This is a genomic window from Planococcus sp. CP5-4_YE (assembly GCF_019042655.1).
GTDB lineage: Bacteria > Bacillota > Bacilli > Bacillales_A > Planococcaceae > Planococcus.
Map to the genome: position 1 here is coordinate 106,724 of NZ_JAHPZO010000001.1, position 25,383 is coordinate 132,106.

Annotated in this window: 24 protein-coding genes, 1 other RNA gene and 1 pseudogene; 4 read left to right on the plus strand and 22 right to left on the minus strand. The window is 48.9% G+C overall.

Features of this window, described 5'->3' with window-relative positions; genetic code table 11:
• Positions 1 to 142: 142 nt before the first annotated feature.
• A complete protein-coding gene (locus KTG14_RS00545) occupies positions 143 to 907 on the plus strand; it encodes a hypothetical protein (protein ID WP_216968402.1) in 765 nt (254 codons plus the stop codon).
• 65 nt (positions 908 to 972) lie between these two features.
• Here the strand turns inward: KTG14_RS00545 and panB are convergent, their stop codons facing one another.
• The 9 genes and pseudogenes from panB to KTG14_RS00585 all read right to left on the minus strand — a co-directional run bounded on the left by panB (position 973) and on the right by KTG14_RS00585 (position 5,624).
• On the minus strand, positions 973 to 1,806 hold the full coding sequence (gene panB, locus KTG14_RS00550) for a 3-methyl-2-oxobutanoate hydroxymethyltransferase (RefSeq protein WP_216968404.1): 834 nt from the start codon (positions 1,804 to 1,806) through the stop codon (positions 973 to 975).
• Between the two features lie 204 nt (positions 1,807 to 2,010).
• Positions 2,011 to 2,184 carry a GNAT family N-acetyltransferase gene (locus KTG14_RS17780; protein WP_254177908.1) on the minus strand — a complete coding sequence of 58 codons (174 nt, stop codon included), beginning with the start codon at positions 2,182 to 2,184 and terminating at the stop codon, positions 2,011 to 2,013.
• A complete protein-coding gene (locus KTG14_RS17785) occupies positions 2,165 to 2,482 on the minus strand; it encodes a hypothetical protein (protein ID WP_254177909.1) in 318 nt (105 codons plus the stop codon). Before KTG14_RS17785 ends, KTG14_RS17780 begins: the two co-directional genes overlap by 20 nt.
• Entirely contained in the window at positions 2,479 to 2,859 is a 381-nt protein-coding gene (locus KTG14_RS00560; protein ID WP_216969079.1) for an HIT family protein, read from the minus strand. The genes KTG14_RS17785 and KTG14_RS00560 overlap by 4 nt, the downstream gene beginning before the upstream one ends.
• A gap of 147 nt (positions 2,860 to 3,006) precedes the next feature.
• Positions 3,007 to 3,504: pseudogene (locus KTG14_RS00565) on the minus strand (class I SAM-dependent methyltransferase); the annotation flags it as partial.
• 15 nt (positions 3,505 to 3,519) lie between these two features.
• Positions 3,520 to 4,083, minus strand: coding sequence for a GNAT family N-acetyltransferase (locus KTG14_RS00570; protein WP_216968407.1), 564 nt, complete (start codon positions 4,081 to 4,083; stop codon positions 3,520 to 3,522).
• The gene (locus KTG14_RS00575) at positions 4,064 to 4,597 is read right to left on the minus strand and encodes a GNAT family N-acetyltransferase (protein WP_216968409.1); all 534 of its coding nucleotides are present in this window, start codon (positions 4,595 to 4,597) and stop codon (positions 4,064 to 4,066) included. Before KTG14_RS00575 ends, KTG14_RS00570 begins: the two co-directional genes overlap by 20 nt.
• A 53-nt stretch (positions 4,598 to 4,650) precedes the next feature.
• Complete coding sequence (locus KTG14_RS00580; RefSeq protein ID WP_216968411.1) at positions 4,651 to 5,103, minus strand: hypothetical protein; 453 nt, start codon at positions 5,101 to 5,103, stop codon at positions 4,651 to 4,653.
• 26 nt (positions 5,104 to 5,129) lie between these two features.
• Entirely contained in the window at positions 5,130 to 5,624 is a 495-nt protein-coding gene (locus tag KTG14_RS00585) for a DUF4181 domain-containing protein (RefSeq protein WP_216968414.1), read from the minus strand.
• A 264-nt stretch (positions 5,625 to 5,888) separates the two neighbouring features.
• Between KTG14_RS00585 and KTG14_RS00590 the strand changes: the two genes are divergently transcribed.
• Positions 5,889 to 7,118, plus strand: a complete 1,230-nt coding sequence (locus KTG14_RS00590) for a dicarboxylate/amino acid:cation symporter (protein ID WP_216968416.1) — start codon at positions 5,889 to 5,891, stop codon at positions 7,116 to 7,118.
• Between the two features lie 83 nt (positions 7,119 to 7,201).
• On the plus strand, positions 7,202 to 7,534 hold the full coding sequence (locus KTG14_RS00595; protein WP_216968418.1) for a heme oxygenase: 333 nt from the start codon (positions 7,202 to 7,204) through the stop codon (positions 7,532 to 7,534).
• 334 nt (positions 7,535 to 7,868) lie between these two features.
• On the opposite strand, the gene KTG14_RS00600 is transcribed toward KTG14_RS00595, so the two are convergent.
• The 5 genes from KTG14_RS00600 to KTG14_RS00620 form a co-directional block, all read right to left on the minus strand.
• Positions 7,869 to 9,232 (minus strand): IS1182 family transposase gene (locus KTG14_RS00600; protein WP_374939895.1). Its coding sequence is split into 2 segments (ribosomal slippage): positions 7,869 to 8,665 and positions 8,665 to 9,232, totalling 1,365 coding nucleotides; the frame shifts between segments, so codons are not numbered across the junction.
• Between the two features lie 255 nt (positions 9,233 to 9,487).
• Complete coding sequence (locus KTG14_RS00605; RefSeq protein ID WP_216968422.1) at positions 9,488 to 9,745, minus strand: hypothetical protein; 258 nt, start codon at positions 9,743 to 9,745, stop codon at positions 9,488 to 9,490.
• A gap of 143 nt (positions 9,746 to 9,888) precedes the next feature.
• Entirely contained in the window at positions 9,889 to 10,089 is a 201-nt protein-coding gene (locus tag KTG14_RS00610; RefSeq protein WP_254177910.1) for a hypothetical protein, read from the minus strand.
• A gap of 17 nt (positions 10,090 to 10,106) precedes the next feature.
• Positions 10,107 to 10,826, minus strand: a complete 720-nt coding sequence (locus KTG14_RS00615) for an SDR family NAD(P)-dependent oxidoreductase (RefSeq protein ID WP_254177911.1) — start codon at positions 10,824 to 10,826, stop codon at positions 10,107 to 10,109.
• A 2-nt stretch (positions 10,827 to 10,828) separates the two neighbouring features.
• Positions 10,829 to 12,409, minus strand: coding sequence for an amidohydrolase (locus tag KTG14_RS00620; protein WP_216968426.1), 1,581 nt, complete (start codon positions 12,407 to 12,409; stop codon positions 10,829 to 10,831).
• A gap of 167 nt (positions 12,410 to 12,576) precedes the next feature.
• Here KTG14_RS00620 and KTG14_RS00625 point away from each other — a divergent pair, with 167 nt between their 5' ends.
• Entirely contained in the window at positions 12,577 to 13,890 is a 1,314-nt protein-coding gene (locus KTG14_RS00625) for a hemolysin family protein (RefSeq protein WP_254177912.1), read from the plus strand.
• 379 nt (positions 13,891 to 14,269) lie between these two features.
• Here the strand turns inward: KTG14_RS00625 and KTG14_RS00630 are convergent, their stop codons facing one another.
• The 8 genes from KTG14_RS00630 to gpsB form a co-directional block, all read right to left on the minus strand.
• On the minus strand, positions 14,270 to 15,202 hold the full coding sequence (locus KTG14_RS00630; protein WP_216968428.1) for a sulfurtransferase: 933 nt from the start codon (positions 15,200 to 15,202) through the stop codon (positions 14,270 to 14,272).
• A gap of 1 nt (position 15,203) precedes the next feature.
• Positions 15,204 to 18,785, minus strand: coding sequence for a dynamin family protein (locus KTG14_RS00635; RefSeq protein ID WP_216968430.1), 3,582 nt, complete (start codon positions 18,783 to 18,785; stop codon positions 15,204 to 15,206).
• A 91-nt stretch (positions 18,786 to 18,876) separates the two neighbouring features.
• The gene (locus KTG14_RS00640; RefSeq protein ID WP_254177913.1) at positions 18,877 to 19,635 is read right to left on the minus strand and encodes an SDR family NAD(P)-dependent oxidoreductase; all 759 of its coding nucleotides are present in this window, start codon (positions 19,633 to 19,635) and stop codon (positions 18,877 to 18,879) included.
• Positions 19,636 to 19,675: 40 nt separating this feature from the next.
• Complete coding sequence (locus KTG14_RS00645; RefSeq protein ID WP_216968434.1) at positions 19,676 to 21,169, minus strand: carboxypeptidase M32; 1,494 nt, start codon at positions 21,167 to 21,169, stop codon at positions 19,676 to 19,678.
• Between the two features lie 162 nt (positions 21,170 to 21,331).
• On the minus strand, positions 21,332 to 23,239 hold the full coding sequence (locus KTG14_RS00650) for an ATP-dependent DNA helicase (RefSeq protein WP_216968435.1): 1,908 nt from the start codon (positions 23,237 to 23,239) through the stop codon (positions 21,332 to 21,334).
• Between the two features lie 49 nt (positions 23,240 to 23,288).
• Positions 23,289 to 24,425: a THUMP domain-containing class I SAM-dependent RNA methyltransferase gene (locus tag KTG14_RS00655; protein ID WP_216968438.1), complete on the minus strand. Its 1,137-nt coding sequence runs from the start codon at positions 24,423 to 24,425 to the stop codon at positions 23,289 to 23,291.
• A 190-nt stretch (positions 24,426 to 24,615) separates the two neighbouring features.
• Positions 24,616 to 24,994: RNase P RNA component class B (gene rnpB, locus KTG14_RS00660), an RNA gene on the minus strand.
• Positions 24,995 to 25,042: 48 nt separating this feature from the next.
• Complete coding sequence (gene gpsB / locus KTG14_RS00665; RefSeq protein ID WP_216968439.1) at positions 25,043 to 25,336, minus strand: cell division regulator GpsB; 294 nt, start codon at positions 25,334 to 25,336, stop codon at positions 25,043 to 25,045.
• Positions 25,337 to 25,383: the final 47 nt, after the last annotated feature.

A 25,383-nucleotide genomic window follows, 5' to 3' on the forward strand; every position in this document is an offset into this window, starting at 1 on the left:
GGACATGCATTTCTTTTTGTGCTGTATGCAGTCTTGCTTTTGGTTGCGGTATTCGGTTTTCAGGAACCGTAGTCGCAAGCTCCCTTCTCTCTCACCCATTTACAGCCACTCCAGTAATTAAACAGAAGTGAGGGTTATGCTCATGTTTATTCAAGAAGAAGTCCTTTTTAAAAGCGAGAAAAAGATTCTCGATGCGGACTGCAAGAGAAATTCCATTATCGTATTGTTGAAAGGCAAAGGTGAATCCATTGTTCAATTGGATGGCAAAATCATTCTATTGGCATCTCCCCACCAGTATAATATCCGGTTTACCGCCAGCCATTTTTGCCTGTTGGATCGTTTAGAAGCAAAATTGTCATTTTATACACTCACAGGAGATTTTGTTTCGGAACATGATACCGGTCATGACGTATATGAATTATTTCCTTATAAAGGCGGGGTTCTATGCAGTTATGGCGATGAGGGGGCGTTTGGGGAAGACTTGGGAAAGAATATGCTGAATTATTTTGCTCCCTTGCGAGAACCTGAATCCTTTATTAAAAGGGCGATCGAAAACAACTTGCTATACGATCCATTAATTGTTCGACACAAACCATTCGCTTGCATCAGTTGGCAAAACAATGAATTGATTTTCTTGAACGGCGAGCTGCAACAGCAAAAGGCAATGGAACTTCCGATTTTACCGATGCATCTGATCGCTTTTGCTTTAACGTATGAATACGCGGTTTTTATCGAAAACAATAAAATATGGCTGTGGAAATTTGAGGGGTCTGCAGATATTACGGAATATCCTGCTGAGTATTCCTATAAGACGAGGGCTATTTATCATCGTCACAAGTATCTATTCTTAACGGTTTCTGACCATGAAGTGCGGGCTTTCAAGCCGGTCATGAGCGAAATCAAATAACTGCAGCCATCAAAAAAACAGAGAATCCCATAAACAAAGGATTCTCTGTTTTTGCGTGTATTTAATTATTTCGACCCGTACAGCTGCTCGAGTTCTTCTTCTTTCATCGTGAAGCGATGCTGTTCTTTCGGGAACTCCCCGCTCTTCACTTCATCGACGTACTGGGCGAGCCCTTGTTGCATCGTCTCGCCTGCTTCTGCGTAGGACTGGACGAATTTCGGCAAATGGTGCGAGCCGTATTTCACCGTGTCGTGGTAGACAAGCACTTGCCCGTCGGTTTCGCTGCCGGCGCCGATGCCGATAACCGGGATCGTCAGTTCTTTCGTGACTTGTGCGGCCAATTGATGCGGAATGCATTCGAGTACGAGCATGCAGGCTCCTGCCGCTTCGCACGCTTTGGCGTCTTCGATCAATTGCTTGGCGGCGCTGGCGGTTTTGCCTTGCACTTTATAGCCGCCGAGCACAGCCGCTGACTGCGGCAACAAGCCGAGATGGGCGACGATTGGAATGCCGGCCCCGACGAGCTTGCGTGTCACATCGAGTACTTCTCCTGCGCCTTCGAGTTTCAAGGCTTGTGCGCTTGTTTGCTGGAAGATGCGCATGGCGTTTTCCAGTGTGCGGTCCCAGCTGCTGTGGAACGAACCGAACGGCATATCGACGACGAGGAACGTATCTTGTGCCCCTCTTCTTGCCGCTTTCCCGTGATGGATCATGTCCTCGATGGTCACTTTGACGGTCGAATCATAGCCGAGTACGACCATGCCGAGCGAATCGCCGACCAGCAGCACATTCATCCCCGCTGCTTCCGCGATTTTGGCAGACGGGTAATCGTAGGCCGTCAGCATCGCGATCTTGTTGCCCTGCTGTTTCATCTTCATCAATGAAGCTGTATTTTCCATTGTTCTCTCCTTCCGGGAAGGAAACCTTTGAAAAAAGCCCGCCGCAACAGAGCGGACGGACAGAATTTGATTGCGTCGGTTTCTCCGTCCCTGTCATTTTCAGATCAAGGCAGATCTATTGGGTTGTTAAGCTTTTGTACAGGTGCAGTTCCGGACAGATACCGCCCTGTTTTTACTATAGCAGATGCTTACGCCGGCTGAAAGTCACTCATCCTTGAGCATCACTTGAAACGCGGCATAGTCATTTTTAAACTCTCCGCTCTTCACAAATCCTGCCCTTTCATACAAACGGATCGCGCGTGCATTGAACTGAGCGACGGTGAGGCGCAGTGCTTGTTCGGGATGGCTCTTGTTGATTTCACTGAGCAGAAAATCCACAAACGCAGCTCCTCGCCCCGCTCCGGTTTTTTTCCGGTTTCATGCCGAGCCCGATATCGACGGGGCCGTCTGGATAAGCGTTTGATTCATGGCCCACCGGCACTTGCGCCCCCTTGCCCGTGCAATAAAAACCGAATAACTCCCCGCGCTCCGTCACCACACGGTAGCTACCGTTCATCAACTCCTGCAAACTTTCAGCCGTAGCTTCCCCGTTATAAAATTCATAAGGATACGGATAGCGCCAGGCGAGGATGTCCCTTGCGCCTTCTTCTGTCATCGCCTGTTCTTTAAATTTCACCGTTCATCGCCGCCTTGGCCAGGACGCCGATTCTCTGGTTTTTTTAACCAGTGGCGCAAGCCTTTTCCGGCATACGGTTCGTCATTGAAACGCGGGATGACATGGAGATGGCTATGGCCGATCGTTTGATTCGACGCTTCGCCGACATTCCAGCCGAGCGTATAGCCATCCGGCGCTATCTTCTCGAGAAAAGGTTTCACCAGCCCAAGCAGTTCCTGCGTCTCCTGCCATTCTTGCGGCGCCAGTTCGAACGGCGAAGAGCGATGCTGTTTCGGGACAATGACACCCGATCCTTCGAGCACGCCTTGCGCTTTCTCGTGCTGTAAAAACCAGCAATTGGCAGTTTCAAAAACGATGCGCTGTTCCGTATCGTACATCGGATGGCAAAACGGGCATTCCGGTCGCAATTGGATGACCGCGCCGCAATGGGAATGCGCTTTGAATTCACATATTGCGATATTGGACAAAGCCGCTTTGAGCTCGTCAAAAACGACATAAGCTTCGTCACCGTCCCAGACGTTTTCGTATTCATTCCGGCAAGCTTGACGGTCTTCCATCGTTCGAAAAGCGATATCGCCGATCAATAATGTGCCTCCTGGCGCCAGCCTTTTCAACAATTGCTTGAGGAAACTCCATTTATCAGCGTCTTCCAAGTGATGAAGCGCGTATGTACTGACGATGCAATCAAAAAACAGCCCATTAAAAGCAGGCGGCAAACCGTCGGCCATGTCCCATTCCACTAGCTGCGCTTCCGGCATTTTCTTCTCGGCACGCTCAATCATTTCAGAAGAAAAATCAATTCCGAAAATACGATGCCCTTTGGCGTATAAAGCAGACGCCAATGCCCCGGTCCCAAAGCCGATATCCAAAATCGACGCCTGTTGTTTCTCGTCAATTGCCTCAAAAATTTCTGTCAGTACATCGCTGTACCCCGCAAACGGATACGTTTCTTGGCGCTCGCTTTCGCGCACCGTGTCGTCGTATCCCGCTGCCCATTCGTTGAATCCTTGTTTTCCTAACATCCTGTCACTTCCCTTCTACTTATCAATTCTCTCATGCTGTAATTTCCACTCTGGGGCCAACAGCGAAAAAACCAGTGCGTCGTGTGACTCCCCGCGTTGATACAAATAGCCACGGAGCTGCCCTTCTTCCGTAAAGCCTAATTTTTTCAACAGCCGGTTCGACCCGGTATTGGCCGGATAAGTTGTGGCACCTACACGATACAAGCCCAGCTCCTCGAAACAATACGTGAGTACCGCAGAAAGCGCTTCTTCCATCAGCCCTTTACGCCAATAATCCGGATGCAATTCATAGCCGACTTCAGTCTTTTTCGAACGCAGCTGAAGCTGGTTCAAGCCAATCGTCCCGATCAACTCTTCTTCCCCGCGCAAGCGAATGCCCCAGCGCATGCCGCGCATGAATTCGAACACGACGCGAAAAGCGCGGATCATCTCGAGCGCTTCCTCTCTCGCCATCAGCCGGTCCATACCGTAATAATACGTTACGTCTTCACGCTGCAAGAGCGCGAAAAAACGGTCCGTGTCCTGCTCTCTAATTTCCGTCAGCAATAACCTCTCCGTTTCAAGTGTGGGAAACTGCATGCCATCGCTCCTTTTGTACCCGGTAAACGAGTACGGATTGTCCGTTGCGTAAAACCGGTTCACCGCATTCCATGCCAAGTGCTTTTGCTACTTTCTGCGAAGCTTGGTTGTCCGGTTGAATGAGTGAAACGAGTGCGCTTTGCCCGTGCAGTGTGAAGCCTCTTTGGCACAACAGCCCTGCAGCTTCACGGGCATAGCCAAAGCCCCAGAATTCCGGTGCAAGCCAGTAGCCGACTTCAAATTCCGTCTGCCCATTTACGGATTGCGGCACCAGCCCGGCATGGCCGATCCGCTTGCCGTCTTCTTTTCGCACCAGTAAAAACAAACCGTGCTCCGGATGTTCCCTGTACATGCGGTAAATCCAGTACAGAAATTCCAAAGCTTGCTGGCGGCTCTTCACTTTGCCGTCTCCGATATGCTGCATGACTTCCGGCTGTTTCAACAAGGAATACAAGAATTCAAAGTCCTCATCGCGGTAACGGCGCAGCAGCAAGCGCCCGCTCTCCAACTCCATATCGACTTGCCCCTTTCACCGTTTCACGTGAAACATTTTTCAGAAATCTTCTACTAAGGAAGCCTCTTATTGCCAAGCTTTTCGATGGTTTGGTAATCTTTGGACTTCCGGAGCTCCAAATCGTTGCGCTTAGCAAATTGCGATAAATCCTCAAATAATCCGTCGCCGAATAAAGCGAAGCGCAAATCGATGCCCTTTTTCACACGGACCAGAGCTACTTTCGACGCCCAATTGCTGCGCTTGAACTCAATGCGGCGTATTTCCTCTGTATATATCGTTTTATAATAAAGCGGCAAGCCCCATAATTCGACACGGTAAATAATATTGCTGTCACGCACTTTGACACGCGCTTTGATGAAAAAAGCCAGTACAATCAATGCCGTAACGAATAATTGAAAGTACAATGCAAATCCGTTTGCAAACGAACTCAAGAGCAGCGGTGGCAAGTTGACAGCTAATAACATGATGACGAGCAGCCAGCGCTGCACTTTTCCTTGATGAACCACTCCGCACTCCTCCATATTTTCCTTATCTAATTAACAAGACCGGCTAGTAGACGGATATCATCAAGCATGACTTCGGCAAAATCTGGAAAAAAGGCAACCATGCACGTACCAACAATTACTGTACCGGTCACAAATTGAAGAAAGCTGTATTTATAATCATTCGGATTGTCGGCATAAGTTCTTTCCATATACATTGTATAGGCTCCTTGGATGCCACTGATGACAAACAACGCAATGACCGGAAGAAAGGATCTGTGCTCTTGAAAAGCAAAGAGAGCTCCGATGGAAACGGCTGCCCCTCCCCAACGGAAATAGGCATCCACTTTTTCGTGGCGCTTATTGACGAAATTCGATGAATTGGAGAAGAACTTCTTGCGCTCGACCCTTAAAATTTTGCGCAAGATCCAGTTCACGCCCATGATTGCCAAGACTGTGACCGCAATAAAGCCAATCAGCGGCCACACCCAGTCGTATTGCGCTTCGTAATACCCCATTCCGCCTGTTTCACCGACTCCATTCATTTTATCGCCTCACCTTTCTGCTCAACACCGAAATACATTATGCTACTAGCTTTATCGTATCACGAGATTTTGGGAAATTATAGAATATTTTTAAGTTTTCTGATAACCATCGACTCGTTCATCATTTTTTCGACTTTTGCGCCTCGTTCTCCTGCCGAGTTCGCTTCTTTGACAAAACAAAGGGCATACGCTATCGTAATTAAGTCAAATCCGACTAAGTTGATATGGTTTTTAAAAAATAAAAGAAAAATAAAGGAGGCGCTTATGAAAGCTCTTTGGAAATCCTATGCAAATGTATCGCTTATCTTAAAAATCACCGTAGCACTTATCCTCGGTGTTATCGTTGGCTTGATCTTCGGGCCAGATACGGCCGTCTTGGCACCGCTTGGCGATTTGCTCTTGCGGCTCTTGACCTTCTTGATTGTGCCGCTCATCTTCTTCACCTTGATCGTCGGGATCAACCAATCGAAAATCGGCGACCTTGGCCGAATGGGCGGAAAAGTCTTCCTGTTCTATACACTCAGTTCGGCATTCGCCATCATGGTCGGCTTAACGGTCGCAAGCATTTTCCAGCCGGGGTCGGGCATGCAGCTCGACGGGTCGGAAACCTTTGATGTTCCGGACAACCCAGGCTTTGCGAGTGTCCTGTTGAACATCGTGCCGTCCAATATCATCGCAGCATTCAGTGAAATGAACTTGCTTGGGATCATCTTCACGGCGTTCGCATTCGGCATTGCCATTTCCTATATGAGAAGCTCTTCGGAATTCGGCGAACTTGGCAATCACTTGATGAAAACCATCAATGCATTGAATGAAGCGACCTTGCTCGTCTTGAAAGCCATCCTTCAATACGTGCCGATCGGTATTTTTGCCATCATGGCGCAGACAGTCGGTTCCCAAGGATTGAACACGCTACAAGAGTTGCTCGGTATGGTCGGCGTCTTGTACATTGCCATTGCGGTCCAGATTGGAATCTACACTGCGGCGATGCTGTTGTTCAAAGTCAATCCGCTGCATTTCTTCAAGCAAGCCCGGACACCGATGCTGACGGCGTTTGTTACGCAAAGCAGCTCCGGCACCTTGCCTTTGACATTAGAGGCGGCACGCGGGCTCAAGATTCCGAAAAGCCTGTATGGCTTCAGCCTGCCGCTCGGCGCGACGATCAATATGGACGGGGCAGCCATCCGCATTGCCGTTTCGGCCATATTTGCCGCCAATATCATTGGCGATCCCTTAAGCTTATCTGAAATGTTCCTGGTTGTATTGATTGGGACGCTTGCTACCATCGGAACCGCCGGCATTCCAGGCGCTGGTATCGTCATGATCGCCACCGTCTTCGTCCAGCTAGGTTTGCCTATGGAGGCCGTCGCGCTCCTCACCGCGATCGATGCACTTGTCGGCATGGGCGCTACGATGCTCAATGTGACAGGTGACTTGGCGGGCTCGAAATTGATCGATCAAAGTGAGAAAAGACGCGGCACAGCCAAGGCTTAACAAGACTCGTTGCGGACAAATCATCGAGCTCTGTGATACAGTGGGAGTATCTCGTATCCCACTGAAAAAGGAGACATGCAGTTATGTATATCGTGACCAACCGTATCAAAATGAAACCGGGATTTGCTGAAAAAATGGCACCCAACTTCACCCGCCCAGGCGCATTGCAGGAAATGGAAGGCTTCCATAAAGTCGAAGTTACTGTTACTCAGGATCTGGAAGAATACGATGAACTGAACGTCAATATGTACTGGGAATCCTTAGAGAATTACGAAGCCTGGAAATCCAGCGATGTTTTCAAGCAAGCCCATAAACGTCCTGAACCAGCGGAAGGCGAAGAGAAAAAAGAATCGCCAATGCTTGGGAGCCAACTTGTCATCACGAAAGTTGCTTCGGTTATCGAAGCAGCGAAATAAAGAAAGGCAAGAAGTCGTATTTTCCGAAGCTTATCGCTCGCTTTCCGCGGGCTCGCGCCCAAGCCTCCTCAGCCGCTTCGCTGCTTGCGGGGTCTCGATCGTCTCGCTGATCTACCGGAGTCGAGCGAACGCTTCTCCAAATACTTATACAGTCCACTAGTTTTTAGGTTGTAAAAAACATCTACTTTTCGTGGTTTTTAGTGGATACTATACTTATTCAACATTCTGAGAAACAGGCAGCTTTTGCTGCCTGTTTCTTCAGCTTGTTGAGAAACTCATTTTGTATGTGACTGGCTATTGGCGAGTCAGAAATACATGGGTTTCCAGTTGATTTTTAGGCCCTCTTGCTAAGCAAGAGGGCCATTTTCTTGATGTTTTGCGTCGCGGCGGTCAGATATGCTTGTTCTTGGACAGACTGGTGCCCGCGTCGCCTTGCGTATCGAAAACCATGAAGTTCTTTCGCATCGGCGAAACTCCGTTCAATCGTCTGGCTGCGCAGGCGGTACAGTTTTTTTCCACTGACCGTGTTGGTGTTGATCCGAACTTGTTTCTTATAAGACTCCCAAACATGTCGCGTGATCGTCCGCTGTGTCGCGTTCGCAGAAAAACAGTCGGAACGCAATGGACAATTGGCACAGTCTTGCCTTCGGCTTTTATAGTGGCGATAGCCAGACCGATCCGTCGTGGCGTACGCGAGTTTACATCCCATTGGACACGCATAGGCATCCATCGATTCCACATACGTAAATCGACTTTTAGGGAGCCTCGTATTTTGGTTCTTGAAACGGCGATAGCCCATTGCGACGAAGATGCCGGCCTTCTGAAGACTCATGCAAATATGCCCTGTGAAATACCCGGCATCGAGTGCAACGGCTTCGACAGGAAAGCTGAATTTCTTTGTTTGGTGTTCCAATCGCTCGAGATAAGGATCCGTATCGTGGACGTTGCCCGGCGTGATAAAGGTGTCGGTGATGAAATTGTACTTGGCATCCACCGTCCGGTGGTCGAGGTAGAAGAAACCTTGTGGCTTGTGGTCCCGCATCAAGAAACCGCTGTCGGGATCCGTTTGACTGACCCGCGTCAACGACGCTTTTTTGTGCAAAGTCGGACGGATAGATTTCGGCTTTAAGGCTTTTTTCCATGGGCCGCCCGGTCTTGTTGGACCGCTTGTTCCAGTTCCCCGAGATAGCGAACGGCCTTTTCGGTCTTCGCTACGCGCAAAAACTTATTTTTATTGGCGTTTGCTTTTACGTGTGTCGAGTCGGATAACAGGACACGTCCACTCACAAACCCTTCAGCTTGGGCCTGGCGAACGGTCTCGTCAAAGATTTCCTCAAAGACTGAGGTGTCTTGAAAGCGACCTTTGCGATTAAAGCTGATCGTCGAATGATCCGGCACACGGTCCACCAACGAGTAGCCCAAGAACCACCGGTAGGCGATGTTCGCTTGAATTTCTTTTTCCAATTGGCGCTCTGACCGAATGCCGTAGAGGTAGCCGAGAAATAACATTTTGAACAGCGTCACCGGGGCAATGGACGGGCGTCCATTATCGGTACAGTAATAGGGCGTCGTAATCCGTTCAATGAAGGAGAAATCGATTAACTCGTCAACGGTCCGAAGGAAGTGATCCCGTGGCACTAGCTCATCAATGGACACCGTGGTTTGGTCATGACGATGATTTTGAACAGAACCCAACATGGTTCGCTCACTCCTTTTCTTTTTGTCAGTATACGCCGGTTCGCTGGAATTGAGTAGTCAAAAAAACCGACAGTGAAGCGGAAGCCGGCGACTCCTGCGGGAACAGCGCGAGCCGAAGACCCTGCAGGAGCGCCAGCGACGAAGCGGCTGAGGCCGTGCCCGCGGAAAGCGTCCGGCTGGAGCGAAACGCAAAAAAGCTGCCGAGGTTTCTCGACAGCCTGAAGCAGGTGAAGAATTTCTCTTCACCTGCTTTTTTCATGCTTTTGTATAATTATGGCCTTTCCAATTGCGGTAGCCGATCACCACTTGAAAAAAGAATGCGATCGAACAGACCACAATCGCGATATAGCCGAGCATCGTAATCGGCTGCATCAAAATCGACTGAACGACCAGCAGCATCATCAAAGCCGCGATGCCAAAATTGACGATATAGGGCTTATCGTAGAATTTCTTCGAGGCGATCCCGACAAAAACCGCCACCCCGATAATTGCGATAAATAACAACATGTCCATTGAATTCCATCCTTTTTTGAAAGATTAACTCATTTCCTAACATCAACTATAGCATAATTCCAATCCTGAAAGCGTCTGGCTTTCAGCTGAATCGACACATAATAAACCCCCAATCCACAAATAGCGGATTGGGGGTTTTTGGCTTAATGTGCTTTCAATTCCGCAACAAGCTTGCGGTAAGTATCAAAATCGAATTCGACGCTTCCTTTTTTATAAAACCACAACACAGCATCTTTATCGCCGCGTGCGAGCATATGCGTGATGACGGCTTTCGGGCTCGACACATCGACGCCTGCTTGGTCCGCTTCACGCAATTTTTCCATTTTTTCCCGCTTCGTAGCCAATTGGGCTTCCCCCTTTTTCATTTCGGCAGCTCCCTTAAATCAAGCAACACCGGCAGTTCATTGAAATCAGGGCGTTGCATCAACTGGATCAAGCCTGATGCTGTGTCTTCCGGGGTGCTGAGTTTGCCGCTGCGCTTATAATCGCGGAAATGCTCAATCTGCGGAAAATCCTCTTCCCCGCTTTCCCGGATTTTTTCTTGCATGCCGGTATCGATAATCCCCGGTGCGACCGAAACCGCTTTAAGATTTTCATATTCAGCATCCAAACAGGTCGTGTAATGGTCGAGGCCTGCTTTGCCGGCGCAATAGGCGCTCCAGCCTTTGACCTGTTTTCTGCCGGCACCTGACGAGATATTGACGATGCGGCGCGCCTTTAAGGACGCTGTCCCGCCCAAGAAAGCGGAAGACAAAGCCATCGGCGCGGTCAAGTTCAAGGTGATGCTCTTCGCGATGTCCTGTCCGTCGTTCGCGGCGGCAAAGCCGATCGGTTCGACCGTTCCGGCATTATTGACCAAAGTGACCGCTTCGGCTTCAGCTGAAATTTCTTTTGCCGCTCGCGACATGACTTCGGAAATCCCAGCGATATCAGTCAAATCATGGGTGATGAACAGTGCACCCGTCCAGTCTTCAGGCTTTGTGCGGGCGATGCCGATGACTTGATGGCCGGAATCCGCCAATTGCTTGCTGAGTGCAAGGCCGATGCCTTTCGAAGCACCGGTAATGATAAATGTTTCCATCTTCACACCTCCACCCCGTTTTTCTCATACATGACTTCGCCTGCAACGAGCGTCATTTCCACTTCGGCGTGCAGCAATTGCTCCTCAGGCCCTTCAAACAAATCACTGTCGAACACGGTGAAATCTGCATCGAATCCTTCTTTGATCAAGCCGCGGCGATGCTCCATGCAAATGGCTTGCGCACTGCCGTAGGTATACAGGCGGATCGCTTCGAAGCGGCTGAGCTTTTGTTCTGGCAAATAGCCTTCGTGCGTCTCTTCGGGTTTTCTGCGTGCGACAGCCGCAAACAAGCCTTGACGGGGGTCGACTTCCTCAATCGGCGCATCGGAGCCGCCTGCACAGATGATGCCCTCATCCAATAGCGTCTTCCAGGCATACGATAACGCGAGACGGTCATCGCCGAGCCGCTCCACTACCCACGGGAAATCCGAAGGCACAAAACTTGGCTGCAAATCAAGCGCCACATCAAGGCGCTTCAAACGTTCAAGCAAGTCTTCTCTCAGCACCATCGCGTGGATGAGCCGGTCTCGCTTGCCTTCAGGTGTTGGATGGGCTTCAATCGCATCGAGCGCTTTTTCCATCGCGAAATCCCCGATGACGTGGATCGCAACCGCTTCCCCGTGTTTTCTTGCGACGGACACGAGGCGTTTCAATTCTTCGTCGGAATGAATCGCCACGCCGCTAGTCGATGGGTCGTCTGTGTAAGGGCGGCTAAGCAATGCCGTCCTGCCGCCAATCGAACCGTCAGCGAATAATTTCATCGGGCCCGGATCGATAAACGGTTCCAAATACTCGGCGTCTTCCATCATTTCCTCAAAAGCACTATGGGCGCGCAACAAATGGGCACGGAATTTCGTTTCCTTGCCGATTACGTTTCGGAAAGCTTGCAGCGGCCGTGAATAATGGCCGTAATACCCCATATCTTCTGTATGGCCTCCTGTAAGCCCAAGCTTGAGCAAATCGTCGACTGAAGTTTTCAGCGCTTTCGTCAAATAATCGACGCTCACTTCAGGCACAACATTCGCAACGAGATCCTGGGCTGCATCGAGCAAATATCCTGTCGGTTCTCCGTTCGTATCGCGTACAATGACGCCGCCTTCTGGATCTTCGGTTTCTTTCGTAATGCCTGCTAGTTCAAGCGCGCGTGAATTGGCAAGCACCGCATGGCGGCATACACGTTTTAGCATCATCGGCGATTCGCAAATGGCGTCCAATTCAATGCGGTGGAAAATTTTGCGGTCTGGGAAGTTGTTTTCATTCCATCCTTCACCGATAAACCATTCATCGCCCGTATGTCCTTCGGTCGAGTGGATCAATTGCTGTTTCATGCCGTCTGAACTGTCGATTTTCGACAAATCGACGCGCATCAATTTTTCTCCATGCTGAATCAGATGCAGGTGACTGTCGACTAGCCCCGGGTACATGGTACGGCCGGCCAAATCGATTTCCTTATCGGCTAGTTGACGCAGTTCTTCATAAGACCCTGTTTTTTCTATGCGGTCGTCAGAGACAAGCACCGCTTCTACGGTCTCGCCTTCTGTTTCCATCGTATAAATCTGTCCCCCGTAAATAAGCACCTTCATCAAAAACCACTCCTTTTCTCTTTGTTCATCATAAATATATTTTTCTGTGCATTCAATAAGTTTGGCTGGAAACGGCTAAATTTTTCTGCGCCTGCCCGCAGATACACGCTTCGCCCATTTATGATATACTATGCACAACTTTAGAAAGCTGAGGTGAGCTCCCGGACATGGGGGACGAATTGGACAGTATATTTTATCTTTATATCGCAACCGCAAGTATTCTTTTATTTTTTACCGCTTTTTTTGTAGGAGCGGAATTCTCCATCATCCGGGTGCGCTTGTCGCGCATCGAACAAGCCTTGTCGGAAGGGCGCAAAAATGCCAATTGGCTAGAAAAAATCAGCAATAATTTAGACTATTATCTATCCGTTTCACGCTTTGGTATTGCAGTGACGGCAATCGGCCTTGGCTGGCTGTCAAAAAACATTGCCGAGTTGCCTTCTGTACAAGCATTGGCCGATAATGCCGGATCAAATGCGGCAGGGCCAATCGCGTATATCACAGTGCTCTTGCTGGTCTTTTTCATCCGGGCCATCATCGGGGAACTGGCGCCGAAAGCCTTGGCAGCCCAGTATGCAGAACGCGCAGCTTTCCGCCTCGCCCCTGCACTGAGTCTTGCCGGCAGTATATTCGCCCCCATACTTTGGCTGCTCAATGCAGCGGCACGGCTCTTGTTGCGGCCACTCGGCATCAGGACTTTACAGCCGGAATACGGCCATTCCGAGGAAGACTTGAAGCATTTGATGCACGAGAGTTACCAGAGCGGCGAGATTAACCAGAATGAATTGGCGTATATGCAAAACATCTTTTCGTTTGATGAACGGCTGGCGAAAGACATCATGCTGCCGCGAACGCAAATGATTACCATTTCGCTGGAAATGGATCATGATGAATTAATGGAAATTATTGAAGAACATCAATATACACGCTACCCCGTAACCGAAGACGGCGATAAAGACGCCATTATCGGCTTTGTTAATATCAAGGAATTATTGACGAGCTACACGACGGCTAGAGATCTTTCGAAAAGCTTGACGATCCATGACTTGCCGTTCGTTCATGATCAGGCGCCAATCCAAGATGTGCTTTTGCGTATGCAAAGCCAGCACGTCCACATGGCGATCGTTGTCGATGAATACGGCGGGACGGCGGGGGTCATCACAATGGAAGACATCCTTGAAGAAATTGTCGGCGAAATCCGCGACGAGTTCGACCACGATGAAACCGATGACATCAAACGATTGGATCACCATAATTTCCTTGTCAATGGCCGGGTACTGCTATCAGAACTCGAAGCCCGCTTCCCGATTGAATTTGAGGAAAGTGAAGACATCGACACTGTCGGGGGCTGGGTCCAGATGATGGACACCGACATTTCAGAAGGCGGCGTCATCGATCTGACCGACTTCCGCTTTATCGTGCGCGAGATGGAGAACCACCAAATCATCACTGTCCAATTGAACAAGAAAAACAAATCATAGAAAAACGGCATTGCTTAAATAGCAATGTCTTTTTTCAGAGTGTTGAAGAAGTCCATAAATCCATTACGAATTAAATGGAGTGGTATTTCTACATTCAATAATCAATGATCTTTCGAAGTATTTGGAGAAGCGTTCGCTCGACTCCTACGGGATCAGCGGGTTTGAGAGACCCCGCAGGCAATGAATGAGCGAAGCTGTGCTGAGCACATTCATTTGCGATGCTCGAGCGTAGTGAGAGTTGAGCAACGCTTTAGTGACGAGGAGGCTCGATTCCCGCCCCGAGGAAAGCGAGCGATAAGCTTCGGAAAATACGATTTCTTATCTTTCTCGACAAATTGAAAAAACCGGCATTGCTTAAATAGCAATGCCGGTTTTTTATTTACTTTTTATCATTCAATAGCGATTTCTCGTATTCGAATTTCTTCATCAGCATCTCGCCGGTGTAGCCTTCTTCGATCAGTTTCGCCAATACCGCTTTGGTCTGGTCATCGGCTGCTTCTGGATGCTCATTGCGGTCAATTTCAACGACACTGTCCTCATCGGAGATCCAGTCAGAATAACTGCCGACATACAGCTTCAGGCCTTCATGCTGCTTTTCCACAAGCATGGCATACAGTGCAGCCGCAGTAACGCCGCTGCCGCAGTAAACGACAGCTGGTTCTTTCGGCTGCAGCAAGCCGCCGAACTCTTCGTCGATTCGGAATGCCCCATTCGACACCAATTGCGACCAATCGTAATTGCGCGCCCCCGGTATCCGCCCGGCGACAGCGTCGATCGGTTCGTTGATGCCGGCATAGCGCTCCGCAGAACGGGCATCGATCAAGACGCCCAATTCTTTGCCGTCGACGATTTGCTGGACGTCTTTACGCGTCGCAAGCAAATGATCGTGAAATTCCGGCGCCACCGCTGATGCCGGATATGAAGGGGATTCATTCGAAATCGCAATGCCTTGCTGCTTCAGTTCTTCAAAACCGATGCGGCTAATATACGCGTGTTCGAATCCGGCATAAGCCAGCAGCCACCATGCCCGCGCAGCATAAGGAGAGCCGCCCTGATCATAGACGACGATCGAATCCGTCAATTCCAATCCTGCTTGTTGGAATAATTGCGTCAGCTGTTCTTTGCTTGGCATCGGATGGCGGCCATTTGCAGACGCCATATCGGATAAATCGTTTTCCAAGTCCCAGTGGATCGCTCCTTCCACATGTTCCGCCGCAAAGCTTTCGCTTCCCCATGCGGAATCCTTCAAGTCAAAACGCGCATCGATCCAACGGTAATTCTCTGTATCTATCGTTTCAATAAAAACAGTCATATTATCCCCTGCCTTCCATCAATTTTTCATGCAATTGCTTCCACTGCGCCAAGATTTCGCTTTGCTGCAGCAAGCTGCGCTCGGATTCGATCTGCTCGATCGCCTGGCGCAGCAAATGCTGACGCAGCCCTTCCGCTTCCTGTTCAATCCAGAACACTGCCCACTCGTTAAGCGCGGCTTTTTCTTTCTCCAGATAAGCCGATGCGTCCGGTTCCATCATTCCTTGCAAAGCGTCGCGCATCGCTTCTTTTTCGTTTTTCTCGAAAAAGCTCTTATTGTTTTTGTAATACGATTTAGCCGTTGAATAATCGGCACCGTCAAACGGTTGTCCCGCTTCCAGCAGTTGAGCTTCTTTCACTTCATATGGAAGGAATGAAAACTCTAAATTCCAATCCTTCAATTTGGCAGCATCATCTTTGAAGCGTTCCGTCAATTTCTTCTCGACGAATCGTGCAAGCCGCAGATTGGTCACCCTCATCTCCTGCTGGAAATCAAAGGCCGTCATTTCCCGCAAATCGCGCAATGCCGTATCGAGCGCTTGCTTCGAGGATTCCCTTGCGAACAGCGAGGGATTGAAGGCTTCCTTGAAGAAATCATTGAATCGGTAGAACACACGCTGCTTCACATAATACAGCAACTCGCCAAGTTCTTGGCTCGCCTCTTGTTCCAATACCGGTGCCATCGTTTCGCTATAGCGTTTACGGACTTTCTGCTCCAATTGCTTTAATTCTTCCAGGCGCTCGTCTTTACGTTCCAAGTTCTTTTCGGTCGACTGAATCAAATTGCGGAAACGGTCCACTGTCTTCTGTTCTTCTTCCGACAGCGACTGGACCGCCATCCCTTTCAACTCTTCTTTCAGGAAATGCTGGAAGTTTTCTTCGAATTCCGGCATGCCGGAAATGTCGCGATCTTTCAAGGCTTGCAGGCTCGAAACGCCGAACAAGCGCGGGAAGCGGATGCCGAAGCTCTGTAATTCATTGCCGACATAATCGATGACCGCCTGTTTTTCCTCTTCATTATTCGCCAAATCGATAGCATTGACGACAAAGAACATCTTATCCATTTCGAATGCGTCTTTCACGCGGCCGAGCTGGATCAAAAATTCACGGTCCGCGCGGGCAAACGCGTGGTTGTAATACGTGATGAACAAGACAGCATCTGCATTGCGGATGTACTCAAACGCGACATTCGTGTGACGCGCATTGATGGAATCCGCGCCTGGCGTGTCCACTAGGGTAACACCGTTTCTAGTCAGCTCGCAATCAAAATAAAAGTCGATTTCCTCAACAAAACAACTGCGTTCTTCTTTAGCGACATACAAGCTGAATTCTTCGCGATTTACTCGCAAAGTTTCGCCAAGGTTTCCGGAAAATGCTTCATAGCCACCTTTAAAGGCCAGCAGGAACGATTTGTGGATTTGCTGCTCAGTTGTTGCTTCATCCGGCAGCGAATCGGTTTTTGCATATGCCTGTTCCAGCGTCTCAATGTTCACGCCGAAAACGGCAAATGAGTTTTTCACATCTTCCGTCATCGCCGAAACGGCTTTCAAGCGCACATCAGCGGTTTCATGCGGATGGGCGTCGGTCACCGGGCGGATGCGGTTGATGGTCGCGGTCGTCGGATTCGGGGATACCGGCAGCACCGTCTCGCCCATTAATGCATTCGAGAACGAGGATTTCCCGGCACTGAATGCGCCAAACAAGGCGATGGTAAATTCCTGGCCTTCCAAACGCTTCGCTTTCCGTTTCAAATAGGCTACCGTTTCCGAAAACCCGCGCACCGGTTCTAAAATATCGGCCGTTTGTTTCACACGCGACAGCACTTGCTGTTCGTCAAAAGAGGCCAGTTCGTGTGTCGGGGCGCTGTCGCCATTATTCCATTGCTGCTGTTCTTCCTGTTCGAGCATCGATGGTGTAAATTCCACCATGTCTTCAGCCGACAAATGAAACGCATCCTGCCAGTCGGTCACTTGTTTTTCTGCCGCATCCATCTGCTTCGGCAAAATGGCAGTGAAGGATTTTTTCACTTTATCAATCGCTTCGTCCATTTCCTCGAGCGTGCGGATCGCCAGCACCTTTTGTTCAAGTGACTCGGATTTCATGTCGATCTCCGTTCCCGCATCGTCCGGAAGTCCTTCGAAGCCCTCCTGTTGGCGGGCTTTCCATGGATCGGTTTCCTGTATGAGCCAGCGCTGTACTTGGGAAGTCAGGCTCTTGCTGACATTAAGTACGGTATCCGCCGTCATCGTTGCCGTTTCGGGAACATTCTCCTCAACGACTGAAAACGGCAAGTCAAATTTCATTTTGTCGATTTCAAGCGACTCGGTATCTGTCAATAAGCCCGCTTCTCGCAGCGATGTTTTCATCAACTTTTTCAAATGGCCTGACATTTGTGAGTCGATCGTTTTCAACAGCTTGTCTTGAAGGTCTTTTTTGCGGTTTTCCCGCTCTTCTTCGGTTTTCTTGCCGCTGAACAATAAGCCCACTTTAAATCCGGGTTGGCGCGCTTCTATATAAGGACTCAGCGAATCCCTCACTTCATAAGGCATGATATTGGCGTTTTCGAGCAGCTCTTTGCGCTTTTTCTCGAAATTCGATCGCCAATTGTCGTAATCTTGGACAGAACTGCGGCGCTTGATCAGTTCATGTTCTTTTTTTAGGTCTTCGCGCGCAGCCCATTCTTCCTCAGACAACACATTCGCGAAGGCTTCCAGCCGCTCCGCTTTTTCATCTTCCAAAAACCCGATGTGCTCATCTTTTAATTGACGAAGTGCAGATGCCGAAGCTTCCCCGAGGTGCCCTTGCCAATTGTCCATGACGGAGGAGACGAGCTGTTTCACTTCGGAGAATTCATTGCCTGGGAATTCGTGGACTTTTAATGAAGTAAAAAAGATGCCTTTCGGTTCGACGCCCCAAGCGGCAAAACTATCCGCAACCGATTGCTGGAATTCCGCAAATGATATCTCGCTTTCTTGATGCTTATCGATCTGGTTGACGATTAAATAAAGATCCGTGTATTTCTGCAATTCCTTTGTGAAATTGAAATTGAGCTCGGATTGCACATGGTTGTAATCCATGACATAAAACACCATATCGGCCACATGCAAAGCCGATTCAGTCGACATTCTGTGGGCATCATCCGTTGAGTCGACACCCGGCGTATCCATGACGGTGATGCCTTCTGGCAACACGGAAGTCGAATGTCCGATGTCGATTTGCGTGACGTCGCCGCTCTTGCAGAAATCCTTGACCGCCTGGAAATCATAGTTTTCAGGGAAATACACAGGACGGTCTCCCCTGCGGTTGACAGTGGCATAGTCTTTTTCAGCCTTATGGACATTGACGATGTTTGCGCTTGTCGGAATCGGGCTCGATGGCAATAGCGTCTCGCCCGTCAAAGCGTTGATCATCGACGATTTTCCGGAGGAGAAGTGGCCGGCAAACCCGATAATGAATTGGTCTTTCAAAATTTTACGCGCAAATAATTCCGCTTTTTCTTCACGTTCTGTGTCGTCATTATCTTTGAAAATTCGGTAAAGATGCGCTGTTTCGATTAATTCCTGTTTATGGTCTGTCGCTGTCATATGTATATCTCCTTCACCGTTACTTCTATTCATCATATCATTTTTTCCAGCAGAACGAAAAACATCCTTCCATCTCTGGAAGGATGTATCCTCAGGAAAATCCGTGAATCGACATGCCGCCGTCGATGAACAAAGTCTGCCCGGTGATATAACCCGCTGCATCCGATGCAAGGAACACAACAGGAGAAGCTACTTCTGGCAATTCGCCGACGCGTTTGAGCGGTGTCACTGCAAGGATTGAATCCAAGTATTCATGGTCTGAAAGCAAATTTTCCGTAAGCGGCGTACGGAAATACCAAGGGCCGATCGCATTAACGCGGATGCCTCTATCGCCCCATTCCATCGCCATCACTTTAGTCATTTGAATAATCGCTGCTTTAGAAGCCGCATAGACTACGCCTGTTTTCAGGGCACGGTCGCCGCCGACGGAACTGACGTTGATGATCGAAGCCCCTTTAGTCATGTGTTTCGCCGCTTCCTGGGAAAACATGAATACGCTTTGCGCGTTGGTATCCATGATTTTATGCCACTCACTATCGGTCGCATCATCCAGTTTCGAACGAATATTCATCCCAGCATTATTGACTAGGATGTCGACCTTGCCGAACCGCTCAACCGCCGCTTCGACTGCCGTTTGAATTTCATTGCGGTCAGTCACATCCGCAACTGCATAAGCTGTGCGATCGTTAGCCATTTCCTGCATCACTTGCTTCAGGTCACTTTCGGTCCTTGCGACCAGCAGGACATTGGCCCCTGCTTCACCGAGTGCTAACGCAATCGCACGCCCGATGCCTTTTCCGGCTCCGGTAACGATTGCGGTCTTGCCTTCTAAACGAAAAGATGCCAACAAAAAAATCCCCCCTTTAGTCATTTCTATTCATTTTATTGCTTTAATCTAATCGATAAATTTTGGCGTATTTCGCTTCCAAGTATTCGGCCAGATGATTTCCATTCAAGCTTTCACCCGTCGCTTCTTCTAAAAGCTCAAGCGGCTTCTTGACAGCTCCGTGACGGTGAACTTTATCAGTCAGCCAATCAGTGATCGGGCCGATTTCTCCGGTTGCCAGCAATTCATCATAATTCGGGATGTCTTTTTGCATGGCATTTTTGAACTGTGCTGCATATAACAGACCCAGTGCATAGGAAGGGAAATAGCCAAAGCTGCCGCCTGCCCAGTGGACATCTTGAAGCACGCCTTCACCGTCATGTTCTGGTCGGATGCCTAAGTATTCTTCGTATTTATCGTTCCATAAAGCCGGGAGGTCCTTGACTTCATAGTCACCGTCAAACAAGCCTTTTTCCAATTCATAACGAATCATGATATGAAGTGCATAAGTTAATTCATCGGCTTCGATGCGGATCAATGAAGCTTTGGATTCATTGATGGCTTTGAGGAATTCATCAAGACTTGCCTGCTGGAACGAATCCGGTGCATAAGATAGGAATTTTTCGTAATTATGGCGCCAGAATGACTCGTTGCGCCCGACAAAATTCTCAAAGAACAAGGACTGTGATTCATGGATGCCCATCGAGGAGCCCCCGTCCACCGGCAATCCGCTCAAATTACTGCTGATGTTTTGTTCGTACAAAGCATGGCCTGCCTCGTGAATCGTGCCAAAAACGGCCGTACGGAAATCGCGTTCATCGTATTTTGTCGTCACCCTGACATCGCCGCGGTTCACTGCGATCATAAACGGATGGACCGTTTCGTCAAGTCTTCCCGCTTCGAAATCATAGCCCAATTGGTTCAACACATCCAAGCTGAAATCCTGCTGGGCTTGTTTCGGGAAATGCCCATACAAAAATTCTGTGTTCGGCTGATTTTCAGACTCTTGGATTTGTTTGACGAGCGGCACGATGCGGTTTCTCAACTGCCCAAATACCTGATCCAGTTGCTCAGTCGTGACGCCTGGCTCATACTGGTCCAGCAAAGTGTTATAGACGCTGCCGTTTTTCATGCCCCAGTAGCCGACAAAGCGCCGTGTCGTTTCCACGAGCTCTTCAAGGTAGGGTTGGAACATGGCGAAATCCGCCTGCTCTTTCGCCTCTTCCCAAACGGATTCCGCTTTGCTTGTCAAGACAACGAACTTACGGTATTCCTCCGGTGGAATTTTGGCGTTCAATTGGTATTCACGATCAGCTTCTTCCACCGAACGCTGCATCGCGGTTGATAAGCCGTCCTGCTTTTTCAGTTCAGCGATCAGCTTGCCATATTCTTCGGAAGTCGACATCGCAAAAAGTTCTGAAGACAAGGTCCCGATCGTCTCTGAACGCAAGTCTTGGCCTTTCTTCGGTGCGCCTGTCCGCATATCCCAATACAGCAAGGAGATGGCTTCGTTGTAACTTGTCATTTTCTGGTGTAGTTCCCTGAATTGTTGTTCCATTTACACAATATTCCTCCTTCTTTTCCGGTCTATTGTATCATATGGAAGCTTTTGTCCGCCCCCACAGCTTTCAAGAATTTCATTTCTATAGGCGGTGAAGCGGAAATGATATAAAAAAATCAGCGGGGAGCTTTCCCCGCTGATCTATCACTTCTAATTTATTCATCGATGTTTCGCCGGCACCGGCAAAACATTCTGCCAAAGATGTTCAATGCGCAATTCCTCTTCGGTCAATAGCAAATGGATTTGGCCATGGTCAGATGAAGAGCGGATCAACCGCCCGACGCCTTGCTGCAAGCGCAGCTGCATGAACGGCAAGTCGATCTCTTCCAGCGGATGCTCGCTGAATTTGCGTTTGGCATCGAATACCGGGTCGTTCGGCGGCATCGGCAAATCGACAATGATAACCTTAGTCAAGGCGTCTCCCGGCAAGTCCATTCCTTCCCATAGATGATGGGAGCAAAGCACTTGGAATTTGCCATCCTGGAAATCGCGCACGACAGACGATAGCTCACGGTCGCCTTCAAACTCGATGGCAAGCGGAGAATCTGTCGGCACTGCTCGTTTGAAAGATTGCATGGCGGCTTTTGATTTGAACAATACCAAAGTCTGTCCGCCTTCCGCTGCCAGTTCCAGTACTTTTTGCGCTTTTGCCTCCTGTGCGACAGGATGCTTGAAGATCTCCATCACTTCTTCGTATTCAAACGGAGACGGCACCGAGAACGATTCGAAATTGTCGATCCCTAAGGTATCCGCTAAATAAGTGAAATCCTTCGCGACAGACAATGTGGCGGAAGAAAAGACGATCGGCAGTTTGCCATCGAATAATTTCTCATCGAGAATATCCGTCACAAGGCGTGGCATGATGACCAAAGTTTCAATTTCATCTTTTTCTTCAAGCCAGCTGATCGCGTCGCCATTTTCGACAAATAAGCCCATTGAGAAGTTATACTGCTCAAAATACTCCTCAGCCAGATTCAGTTCGTATTCCGGAATGCTGAACAATTCCCCTTCGAAGACGAATTCTTCCAACAAGTTATCGACGGTACGGATCAATTCCGTCCCGATTCGTTTCAATAGCGGGTCTTCTTGTATCGCTTTGCGGTCTTCTTCGCTAGGGATTAAGTTACTGCGCAGCACACGGAAAAACTCAGTATGCAAATCGATGGTCCGTTCAATGAGCCCGAGCGTCTTTTCGCGGACCCCATCGACCATAACTTTTTCCGTCACGTCATAAAGCGAGCTTTCCTGCACTTCATAAGTAAGTGCGCGCTGTGCCGCGAATTCCAGTAAGTGGCCTTCATCGAGCACGATTTGGGAAACTTCCGGAAGCAATGGGGCTTGGCCTTCGTGCTTGCGGTTTTCTTTTGTCCAAATGTGCTCCATCAGGAAATCATGGGAACAGATGACCAGGTCGGTCGCTTCCCGGTAATGGTTGCGGTGCAAGGTCAATCCGCATTTATTGCGCATATCGCAAGCGTTGCAGTTTTGGATCGGATGGTAATTGACTTGTTGCCACTGATCATCCGTGAGTTCCGGATAACTTGAGCGTTCGCCATATGGATACATTTGCTGCATCGAATAAGTTTTGTTGACGAATTCGGGAAGCGTATCTTCGATATGGTCGAGGAAATCCGCTTCGCTGCGTTTTTTTGCCCCTTCGAAGCGTTGCAAACATAAATACTGGTCGCGTGATTTCGCCAGGCGGACGTCCAGGTTCAAATTGAACAATTCATCCAAACGGTCGATATCCCCGCCTTTTTTCACCAATTGTTCGATCAATGCCTCATCTGCACAAGAAATGAGGGCAGGCTTGCCTGTGTAGCGGGCATATGCAATCGCTGGCAATAAATAGGCCATCGTCTTGCCTGTGCCGACGCCAGCTTCTGCAAATAGCACTTGTCGTTCTTTCAGCGCTTTTTCCAATTGAAACGACATGAAAATCTGTTCATCGCGAAGTTCATACCCTTTTTCAGGCAGAATATCGTAGAAGATATCCCCGATCCAGTCGTTCAATGAGTCAAAGAACGTTTTATCTTTGGATAACGGAAATGGCAATGCTTGTCTCATATAAAACCCCTCACAGAGAAACGGAAGGGCACACGCCCTTCCGTTTTCCTCATTTATTTTTTGGACGTTCTCCCCAGAATTGGAACAGGTCCGTGCGGATAAAACCATTATATAATTTGCGTTTTTTCGTCGCTTTTTGGCCGTAGAGTTTTTCAAAGCCTTCCATCGAAGACAGCATATAAACAGACCATGTCGGGTATTTCGAGAACATTTGTCCCATATCCCCAATCATTTCTTCGATCACTTCCACTTCACCGATCCGCTCGCCGTACGGCGGGTTCCCGATGACAACACCGTTCTCTTCGGTTGTCGTGAAATCTGTCACTTGGCGCTGCTGCAAACGGACAATTCCTGCAAATCCAGCTTCGATGACGTTTTCTTCGGCGATCTGGATCATCCGGTGGTCGATATCCGTGCCGAGAATATTAAGCGGCTGGTCGTAATCCGCTTGTTCTTCCGCTTCTGCACGAACTTCATCCCAGATCTTCGAGCCGATCCATGGCCATTGTTCGCTATCGAATTCCCGGTTGTAGCCCGGGGCGATGTTCTGGCCGATCATTGCTGCTTCGATGACGATTGTCCCTGAACCGCAGAACGGATCGACAAATGGCCGATCTGGGCTCCAGCGCGACAATTTGATAAGCGCTGCCGCCAAAGTTTCCTTTAGTGGTGCTTCGCCTTGCCCGACGCGGTAGCCGCGTTTATGAAGTCCCGCTCCGCTTGTATCGATTGATAATTGGACTTTATCTTTCAGGATCGATACTTCGATTTTGAAACGCGGCCCCGATTCATCCAAGAAGGCATTGCGGTGATAGGCTTTTTTCATGCGTTCGACAATTGCTTTTTTGACGATTGACTGGCAGGTCGGCACACTGTGAAGCTTTGACTTGACCGATTTTCCTTGAACCGGGAATTCGGCATCGACTGGCAAGTATTTTTCCCATTCAATCGCTTTTGTCTGTTCAAACAGCTCATCAAAAGTGGTCGCTTCGAATTCGCCGGCAATCAATTTCACGCGGTCAGCGGTGCGCAGCCAAAGGTTCGTTTTCGCAATGTCACGGGCAGTGCCTTCAAAAAACACTTTTCCGTTGTCTGTTGTCGTTTCGTATCCAAGTTCTTTTACTTCGTTTGCCACGATGGATTCCAGACCCATTGCCGCAGTGGCCAGTAATTTATAACTAGTCATAACAACTTCCTTTCCGTCTTCCTAATACCTGTTTTAGTCATATAGCAGCTACTGCTGACACTACCGGATATCGATAGGCGGCAGCTTGAACCATATATAATTTTTCACTTCAATTTTTTCTTCATTCATATGAAGAAAGGCTCCCCAGCAGGAGAGCCTTTCAAAGATAATAAGTTAAGACCATTCAAAATTCTATAAGCCATGTTTTGTCTCCACGTACTCAAACAGCCAAAGCCTCGTACTAGCGGATGGCAATCATCTATCTGCGGATTCACTCCGCCTCTTCCGTCGGTTCATTTCCCTTGGAAAAGTGCCCCTACCATAATTTGGGTTTCTCACTCGCGGGGTTTACCTCGTTCCACCTGCATAGTTTCCTAGACAGCTCCGTCACTGTGGCACCTTCAGGGTATTTCGGCCATATCCGAAGACTTAGGCGTTCTACCCGCCGTCAGCATAAATGCTGCCCCAGCTTATTGTTTCGCTGGGCGCGATCACTACGGTCATCGCAGATCCGTGTGAGCATGGACTTTCCTCTCCCGCATCAAGTGCGGGAGCGATTGCCAGAATTTCAAATGGCTAACTAAGTATACGCTATTCGGCGACTGTTGACAAGCTTGTTATCTATTGTCGAGCTTATTGCCGAATACATGATTTTCTAAATGGGACAATCTGCGCAGAATGTCAAAATTGGTCGTTCCAGGCGCGGGAGTTGCTTGCTTTTGTGGCGATTCCTCCAGCTCCGTGCGCAATCGGCGGTTTTCATTTTGCAGTTGTTCGATTTTTTTGTTGTACAATTCATAGTCCTGAATGATTTCATCCAGGAAATGATCTACTTCATCCTGGTTGTAGCCGCGCATGGCTGTTTTAAAGTCTTTTTCTAAAATGTCTTTTGCTGCATATTTAATATCCATTCGAATCGTCCTTCCATTAAAAGAAACTTCGTGAAATATGTCTATTC